Source organism: uncultured Campylobacter sp. (genome assembly GCF_937949835.1).
Classification (GTDB): Bacteria; Campylobacterota; Campylobacteria; order Campylobacterales; family Campylobacteraceae; genus Campylobacter_B.
In genome coordinates, this window is record NZ_CALEDC010000213.1 from 1 (window position 1) to 8342 (window position 8342).

At 46.2% G+C, this 8342-nt stretch carries 10 protein-coding genes and 1 pseudogene; all 11 read right to left on the reverse strand.

The features are described 5' to 3' along the window. Nucleotides 1-129: 129 nt before the first annotated feature. Nucleotides 130-468, reverse strand: a complete 339-nt coding sequence (locus Q0256_RS04920; protein ID WP_177386691.1) for an excalibur calcium-binding domain-containing protein — start codon at nucleotides 466-468, stop codon at nucleotides 130-132. Nucleotides 469-654: 186 nt separating this feature from the next. After that, entirely contained in the window at nucleotides 655-999 is a 345-nt protein-coding gene (locus Q0256_RS04925) for a hypothetical protein (RefSeq protein WP_297960623.1), read from the reverse strand. Then, nucleotides 989-3070, reverse strand: coding sequence for a heavy metal translocating P-type ATPase (locus Q0256_RS04930; RefSeq protein ID WP_297960626.1), 2082 nt, complete (start codon nucleotides 3068-3070; stop codon nucleotides 989-991). Before Q0256_RS04930 ends, Q0256_RS04925 begins: the two co-directional genes overlap by 11 nt. A 3-nt stretch (nucleotides 3071-3073) precedes the next feature. Next, complete coding sequence (locus tag Q0256_RS04935) at nucleotides 3074-3568, reverse strand: hypothetical protein (protein ID WP_297960629.1); 495 nt, start codon at nucleotides 3566-3568, stop codon at nucleotides 3074-3076. Beyond that, on the reverse strand, nucleotides 3561-3863 hold the full coding sequence (locus tag Q0256_RS04940; protein WP_177386687.1) for a Cys/Met metabolism pyridoxal-phosphate-dependent enzyme: 303 nt from the start codon (nucleotides 3861-3863) through the stop codon (nucleotides 3561-3563). Before Q0256_RS04940 ends, Q0256_RS04935 begins: the two co-directional genes overlap by 8 nt. An 8-nt stretch (nucleotides 3864-3871) precedes the next feature. Continuing rightward, nucleotides 3872-4351, reverse strand: a complete 480-nt coding sequence (locus Q0256_RS04945; RefSeq protein ID WP_297960631.1) for a hypothetical protein — start codon at nucleotides 4349-4351, stop codon at nucleotides 3872-3874. A 95-nt stretch (nucleotides 4352-4446) separates the two neighbouring features. Further along, nucleotides 4447-5058 carry a hypothetical protein gene (locus Q0256_RS04950; protein WP_297960634.1) on the reverse strand — a complete coding sequence of 204 codons (612 nt, stop codon included), beginning with the start codon at nucleotides 5056-5058 and terminating at the stop codon, nucleotides 4447-4449. Beyond that, nucleotides 5055-5372: an HMA2 domain-containing protein gene (locus Q0256_RS04955; protein WP_291936786.1), complete on the reverse strand. Its 318-nt coding sequence runs from the start codon at nucleotides 5370-5372 to the stop codon at nucleotides 5055-5057. The genes Q0256_RS04950 and Q0256_RS04955 overlap by 4 nt, the downstream gene beginning before the upstream one ends. 65 nt (nucleotides 5373-5437) lie before the next feature. Then, nucleotides 5438-5965, reverse strand: coding sequence for a molybdopterin adenylyltransferase (mog, locus tag Q0256_RS04960; protein ID WP_297894536.1), 528 nt, complete (start codon nucleotides 5963-5965; stop codon nucleotides 5438-5440). Between the two features lie 29 nt (nucleotides 5966-5994). Further along, nucleotides 5995-7776: an AAA family ATPase gene (locus tag Q0256_RS04965; RefSeq protein WP_297960637.1), complete on the reverse strand. Its 1782-nt coding sequence runs from the start codon at nucleotides 7774-7776 to the stop codon at nucleotides 5995-5997. Further along, nucleotides 7745-8342: pseudogene (locus Q0256_RS04970) on the reverse strand (tRNA (N(6)-L-threonylcarbamoyladenosine(37)-C(2))-methylthiotransferase MtaB); the annotation flags it as partial. The gene Q0256_RS04965 and the pseudogene Q0256_RS04970, both read right to left, overlap by 32 nt.

The following is an 8342-nucleotide window of genomic DNA, read 5'->3' on the forward strand; positions in this document are numbered from 1 at the left end:
GCAAAATTTACCGGCTCTTTTATAATTAAAATTTAATCGAACGTTGCGAATTTAGCGAGCGCGGCGGCATTAGATCACGGCGCGCTTTATATTATAAATTTAAAGATGCGCCGAGATAAAATTTCGCACTTATGAAGCAAATTTTATAGCTATAACGCTACCATTAAATTTCTCCGCACCGCATGAGTCGGCAGCGCCCTTTAAATTTGAAACTTCGCTCTTTTCATCGCGCGCGCTAGAAAATCCGCTAAATTTATGACCATTACGGCCGCACAGCTGTTTTTCGCACGGCACGCCGTCGCCGTCGCCATCGGTATGCTGGGTGCCGCCTTCCTGAGCCCTGCCACACTCTCGCAGATACCGCGTCGCCTCTTCGCAGCTGCTAAACTGCGAGCAATAGGTCTTGGCGTTGCAATCAAGCCCCAAAGCAAGACTAGCCAATACCGAAAACAATAAAACTAATTTCATTGTCTCTCCTTAAAATTTTGATGGAATTGTATGGATAAATAGATAAATAATTAATAAAATAGTAAATTTAGCCGCAAACGGCGTAAATTTCACCGCTTGCGACGTTTCATTCGGCGGCTACGTCTAAAGAAATTTAGCGGCTTTAGAGTTTATCTTTGCGCTTTAAAGCCGCGACGCACTATGCCGCTAGGCGCTTTTGCGCGCGCGAGGCTTTCTTTTTGGGGGAGCGCTTTTTACTGACGTACTTTTGCCGTCCGGCAGGTTTTCCAAAGCTAAATTTGCTACGGATCTCTTTCTGCCCCGACTCTTTGCTTTTCTATTTTGTAAAAACTCGCTGTATGGCGAGCCGTAAAGGCTAGCGTGCCAGATCGCGCTTGCCAGCATCACTGCACCCGAAACTTTATGCAGCTGCGACATATGCGAGTTCATATTCAGCGCGGTTAGAGCCGTGATACCCATACTCAATCCCAGCGTCACTTTAGCCGCTTTGCGCTGAAAATTTAGATCCAAAATTTTATCTTCAATGCTCAAATTTTACCCCTTTGATGGAATTTAGTAGAAGGCCTATCGTCGTGCCGTTGTGCAGCAGCGCCGTAGCTACGGGACTTAGCGCGCCAAAGGTCGCCAAAAATAAAATGATCGAATTTATCCCCACGGTGGCGTTGAAATTTCGATTTACGAGCCGCAGCGTGTCGTTGGCCAGCGCCTTTACCTGCGCGACGCCCTCGATGTCGTTTTTCAAAAGCCCGATCTGTGCGGAAGCCTTGGCGATCTCGGCGCCGTTTAGCATGCTGATGCCGATGTCCGCCTTCATCAGGCTCGGCGCATCGTTTATGCCGTCGCCCACGAAGACCACCTTTCGCCCCTCGGCTTTTAACTGCTCTAAAATTTCGGTCTTTTGCGTCGGTAGCAGCTCGCCGTAATAGCGATCTACGCCGAGCTTTTTGGCTACGGCGCGGGCTTTTGAGCTCACGTCGCCGCTTAGCATGACGATCTGTTCGGCGCCCAACTCGCGGAGCCTAGTAATGACGGCGCGAGCGTTTGCGCGCACCTCGTCTCTAAGCCCGATGAGCCCCAAAAGTCTGCCGTCAAATGCGATGTAAAGCAGCGCGAGCCCCTTTTGCATCGCAAGATCGATGGTCTGCTCATGCGCCGCAAATGAGATCATCTCGTCGTCCTCTAGGAAGTGGCGCGAGCCGATGATGAGCTTTTTGCCCTCGATACTGGTCTTTACGCCGTGAGCGACGACGAATTCCACCTCGTCGTGGTGTTTGTGGATAAAACCGTGCTTTTTAGCCGCATCCACGATCGCCTCGGCTACGGGGTGAAAGTAATGCTCCTCGGCGCTTGCGGTTAAATTTAAAATATCGTTTTTGCTGAAGCGCTCGTCAAACGATATGATCTCGGCGACCTCCAGGTTGCCGTACGTAAGCGTGCCCGTCTTATCGAATACGAAGGTGTCGGCGGCCGCAAGCGACTCAAGAGCCTTGGCGCCTTTGATCAAAATCCCGTTCTTGCCCGCCTTTGAAATGCTCGACTTAAAAGCAACCGGCGTAGGCAGCTTAAGCGCGCACGAGTAATCCGCCTGCAGCACCGAAGCCACACTCATAAAATTTCGATTTATCAGATATGACACGCCCGCAAGCCCGAAGGTTACCGGCACGAGCTTGTCGGCTAAGTGAGTCGTATGCATGCCGATGCTGGAGCGTTCGTTAAGAGATGCCGTGATGTAGTGCTTTATGCGCTGCGTAGAGGTGTTTTCGCCGACGTTTTCCGCCCAGATACGGATCCTGCCCTCCTCTACGATCGTGCCGCTTAACACGCTATCGCCGCGAGATTTTTTCACCGCGACCGATTCGCCCGTCATATTGGCTTGATTTATCATCGCTTCGCCGCTTACGACGTGTCCGTCCACGGCGATGACGTCGCCTGCGCCCACGACCACGATATCGCCTACCTTTAGCTTAGAAGTTGCGATTTTGATCTCGGTCTTTTTGCCGTTTTGATCTATCTCGACCCACGCCTCGGCGATGTCCGGACGGGCGAGCTCGCGGATAAGATCGTCGCTTTTATAAACGGTGCTTTCCTCCATGTATTCGCCAAGAGCAAGCATAGCGTTGGTGCTGTTTGCGGCAAATACATCGCCGCGAGCGAGCGAAATCCCGACAGCAGCGGCCTCCAAACCCTTTGAAGTAAGTCCATGACGAAAGCTTTCTTTAATGCCCTCTTTTAAGATAGGCACGCACGCTACGATGCTAAATGCGCGCACTAAAGGCGAAGTGCGAAAGATTAAATTTCCGCCCAACGCAAGAAGCGCTAAAATAAATTCGTTTTTGCTTGGCAAATTTTTATGGTTAGCGGGGATAATTGATTTTAGCTCGCTTAAATTTAAAACTTCAAGTTGCTTTAGAATTCCTGCCTTATTTACGCCTGAGTCAAGCCTAAGGATCAAAGAGCCAATTTTAGCGTTAAATCTAGCTTCCGTTACGCCTTCAAGCCTCGCAGTGGCTCTTTGCAACGCGCTCGTATCGAGCCCTTTAAAGCCCGCGACCTTTATGCGTAGTCTAGTTTTGGTCTCATGTAAAATTTTAAAATTTTGCATCGACTACTCTTGCATCTCTGCCTTGGCGTCTTCGAATCGCTCCTTCATCTCTTCGATGCCCATCTGAAACATCTCGGTACCCTTTGCGATGAGCTTAAAAAGCTTTTTTTGCGCGTTTTCGTCGGTGAGAAAATAGGTCGCCATAGCACCCAGAGCGATGCCTGTGATAAATGAGTTGCTACCGAATAAGCCGTTCGCGTTTTGCCTGCCACCCAAGGAATTAAAAATTCCACCGGAAGTGGAATTTTGCGAGCTTTGAGTAGAATTTACGTCGCTTGAGCTTTGAGCGGCGGAGCCTTTATCATTCGAGTCGCTGTCAGAAGCCGAGCCGCTAAAAGGCGCGGAATTTACTCGCTCATTTATCCATTTAGCCCAACCGCCGAGCTTTTCGTCACCGGCAAAGCTACCCGCAGAGCCGCTAGCATATTTGTTGTCACCAAAATCGTAATCGTCTAGAATTTCTTTCAAATCTTTTTTTGTGATATACGGATTACTCATTGCCTACCTTAAGAATAAAATTTCTACCCGCAATGAGCGCGCCTACGCATACTGCGACGCCTGCCGCTGCGCGTAGATACTCGCCTTGTACGAGCTTATTTGCGCTGTAAATCGCACCGCCGCCGATGATACCGCCGCTTAGCGCGATATCTAACGCATCTCGAATCGCTTTAGATTTGCTTTTGCCTTCTTTTGCTTTAACGAGCTCTACGGCGCAACCGCCGATCGCCCCCGCTATAGCGCCGCTTAAAACGTGATCCAGCGGCGAACGCTGTGTCGTAAGTGATCTATTCATTTAGGCCTCTATTTTTCTGATTTATCGTCTGCGGACGTAAATTTAGCCGAAGAATTATCGTCCATCTTTACGATCTGCGGGATATTAAGCGGAGTAGTAGATACTGCGGATGTCTCACCTACCGGTGTTTCGCCCGTCTTAGCGCTCACGGTAGATTTTTTAGTTCTTTTAAATCCCGGTTTTGGTCCCGGTTTTTTTCTAGTTTTTTTTGCAGTGCTATCGCTACTTGTCGCAGCTTTTTTACCGCCAGCCTTTCTTTTACCTTTTACCGCCTCAGCGACATCGTCTAAGCCTTCTTTGGCTTCCGCAAAAATTTCTTTCGATTTTTTGCTTAATTTTTCCGCTCCGCCTTTGACGCTATTTTTCAGCTCCTCGACGCTTTTACTGCTCACGATTTTATTCGCACCTTCTTTAATTTTATCTCGATTGTTATAAGCGTAAACCGCCGCGCAACCAAGCGCAAAACCTGCTAGAAATGGGATCGGCATTTCATTCTCCTTGTGTTAAGATTATAAAGTTGTTTTATCAACTTTACATAGATTTTGATATTATAGCGACTTTTTTAGATTTTTGCAATCCTAATTTAATTTTTCTGCAAAATTCCTTTAATTAAATTGGAAAATGCGCTATTTAAGATATTTTGCAAATCGTATTTTTGAAATATCCGCTCTAATTCCTGCGGATTTTTTAAAATTTCATTTAATAAATCAGTGAAATTCAAAAAATTTAAATCAGCCTCGCATTTAGAATTTAGTTCCTTTAAAATCGGCAAAATTTCATTATACGAAACCGCCTGCGCCTTATATAGCTGCTCTTTAAATTCTGCGTTCTTACACGAATTAATTAAATCGTCATAAAACATCATAGAGCTTTTTTCTATCAAAAGTGCCGAAGTCAAAAACTCATTCATACCTTTTGTAGCCAGTGCCTCACTGCTATTTTCAGGAGGCGTGGCGCCAAGCCCGCAAGAATTTGCAAAGTCTAACATCCGCTCAAGTAATCCAGCTCGTAAAGATAGAATTTCTCCTAACTTTTTATCTTGAAATTTAACTGCGCCCAACGAATAAAACTGTAAAATTTGTGCCTCTTTTTCGAGCAAAAGAGCAATATCTGCAATTTGCGCCTCATTTAAATTCCGAGATTTATTAGAAATTCTGCGCGATTTTTTAGTGCTACGTAATACTTCTTCGCTCAAGAAATCGCCTCTATATTGGAATTTACAAGCGCTACTAGCTCCGGCGAACTGATGCCGCTTAAAAACTGCTCCCAAAGGTGCATCGGAAAAACGCTTTCATCATAATGAATCGTCAGCGAGCCGATTAGAGAGTTAAATTTATACTCTTTTATCCCGCGAATTGCAGCTATTTTAGCCTTCAGACTCTCCTCGCTCACGCTATCTCGCAACTCCCTTATTTTAGGACTTACGCGGATGCGAATACGACCTTTGCTGTGGCTGATTTTGCTAAAATATTTATGAAATTCCAAAATATCGTTGTGATTTATTTTCATATTTTTCCTTAAATTTGCACCCAAATAATATCATAAATCATTTAATTCCTGCTAAATTTTGCGAATTATTTGCGTTTAGGACGGAATATTTTTATCTTATTTTCATCCGCTGTTATGTAATTTCCTCCCATTAAATCAATACAATACGGCACGGCAGGAAATACCGGCAGCAAGCATTCTTTAATCGCTTTTGGATTGCCCGGTAAATTTATAATCAGAGATTTTTTGCGGATCGCTGCTATCTGGCGCGATAAAATTGCCGTAGGCACGATCTTTTGGCTTTCTGCGCGCATTAGTTCGCCAAAGCCTGGCATTAATTTCTCACTTACCGCTTCGGTCGCTTCAGGCGTTACATCGCGTGGAGCAGGACCCGTGCCACCAGTAGTTAGCACCAAATCACAACCCGCTTCATCGCAAAGATAAATCAGCTTATCTTTGATCAGCTCTAGCTCATCTGGAACTATTTCATAAAAATACTCTTTCTCGCAAGTTAGCCAATCATCCATCACGGCAATTATCTCTTTGCCTCCTAAATCCTCGTAAACGCCACCGCTAGCGCGATCACTGATCGTTAAAACACCTATTTTTACCATTTTCCTCTCCTTTATTGGAATTTTAAAATTTAATCGAAATTTAGCGTGCCGTCTTGCGGCTTTTCTTCAGAGCTTTCGCTATCTTTTTCCAGCTTTTGCAAATCTTGCTCTTGCTCGGAGACGCCTTCTTGCTCCGCACCATCGGATTCGCAAATCTTTTGAACATCCTCGAAAGTTATGAACTCATAAACGAAAATTTGCTTTGAAATTTGATTTAGCTTATCCTGCATTGTACGGATTATCTCGCTTACCTCGTCGTAGCAATCTTGCAAAATTTTATTCACGCTCTGCGCACTAGGGGTGAAACTATCGCCCATCGCGAGCTCAAAAACCATCTTTTGCGCCAGCGCGATAGCCTGCTTTACGTCGCTAGCGGAATTTGAAAAAGCGTCGTTTTTATGGATTTGTAGCGCCGCCATGCCGCTTAAAAGCACTTTGATTTGATTTAAAATTTGTGTTTTGGATTCGATCTCGAAATCCTCGTTTAAAAATTTATCGTTTAAAAGCTCGATCTTTTCGAAATCAAACGAATACCAATACGCGCTAAGCGCCTTTGCGCCCTGATAGAACGCCTGGATCTCCTTTTCGTATTCAGTTAGAATTCTGCTTTTTTGCACGCCGTAAAAGACCCTCATTCGCACGTTTTCAAAATCGCTAAGCTCGATCGTATCGCTGCCGCGCTTAAGAGCGTTGATTGCGGCTTCATTTACCAGCGTCGCTACTCCCGCACCGCTAAAGCCCACGCAGAGGCGGCTTACTTTGTTGATATTCGCGCTGCATCTTTTGCCCTCGAGGTAAATTTTTAAAATTTCGATGCGGTCTTTGTAGTTCGGAAGCCCGATAAAAACGCGCCTATCAAAGCGCCCCGAGCGCAGAAGCGCATCGTCGATCAAATTTATTTTATTGGTCGCGCCGATTACCATCACGCCGCTATTTTCCTCAAATCCATCCATCTCGGTCAGCAGCTGATTTAGCGTCGCTTCCCGCTCGTCGTTGCGCCCGATACCGCGCTTGCCGCCGACCGCGTCAATCTCGTCGATAAAAATAATCGCAGGCGCGCAGGATTTGGCCTTCGCAAACAGCTCGCGAACCCGCCTAGCGCCGACACCCACAAAGACCTCGGCGAAGCTTGCGCCGCTTTGGTAAAAAAACGGTACATCTGCCTCTCCCGCCACGGCTTTTGCAATTAGCGTTTTACCGACGCCCGGCTCGCCGATCATTAAAATTCCTTTCGGCAGTTTGATGCCGAAATTTCGGTATTTTGCGGGATTTTTTAAAAAATCCACGATCTCTATGAGTTCGTCCTTAACCTCGCTGATGCCCGCGACGTCGCTAAATCTCACGTCGCTAACGCTTGGCGAAAGATCGCCGAGCTCGCCGCCCGAGCTAGCGCTCTGACGCGCGGCGCCGTCCATCTTGCGGCGTCTAGCCAAAACGGTTTCAAAATAATATACGAAGAGAAAAAATGCGAATGTAAAAATTACCAAAATCGCGCTGATACCGCCGCTTTCGTTATCCTCTTCCTTCGTAATCAAAGCGTGGTTAGAAAGTTCTTTTAAATTAACGATATCGGTTAAAATTTTATAGCGTTTGCCGTCGTAAACGAAACTTAGCGTGCCGTCCTCGATATGCGCGCGCTTGATCTGATCTTTTCGCACGAGCTCGCTAAATTCGCGCTCGGTGATGTATCGCGAATCGTCTTTAAAATAAACGATCGAGAGCAAAACGATAAGCAGCACTAAAAAAATCAGAATTATATTTAGCTTGCTTTTTTTGATTTTATGCAAAATTTCCATCAAATTTAACCTCATAATCTCTTATCTCCATCCATTTTTTCGACAAATCCTCATCGCTTTTGATCCAAATTTTATCATAAAATTGATCATATCCTTCATAAAACTCTCCGTTTTTCCGCTCGATCAGCACATTTAGCGGCACTTTGTGCGAAAGGCGAAATTTATAATTATTCAGCGCCGTTATGTTTTGTAGCATCTTTAGCCGCGCCTTCGCCGTTTTGCCGTCTATGCGGCCTTTTAGCGACGCCGAGGCGGTCCCTTGTCGCGGCGAAAAAATAAAGGCGTGCAGATGCGTGAGCGGAAATTTTTTGAAATTTTCTACCGCTTCGAGCCAAATTTCTTCGCTCTCGCCCGGATGCGCGACGATAAAGTCCGTCCCCAGCGCAAATCCGCGCTCCGCAAGCTCGCAAAAAAGCTCCAAATCCCTTAGCGCGGAATTTCGGCGGCGCATTATGCTAAGCATCTTTTGCGAAGTATGCTGAAGCGCGATGTGCAGATGCCGCTCCAGCCACGGCTCGGATAAAATTTCGCGAAAGCTCTCATCAATCTGCGAGGGCTCGATGCTACCTAAGCGGATACGG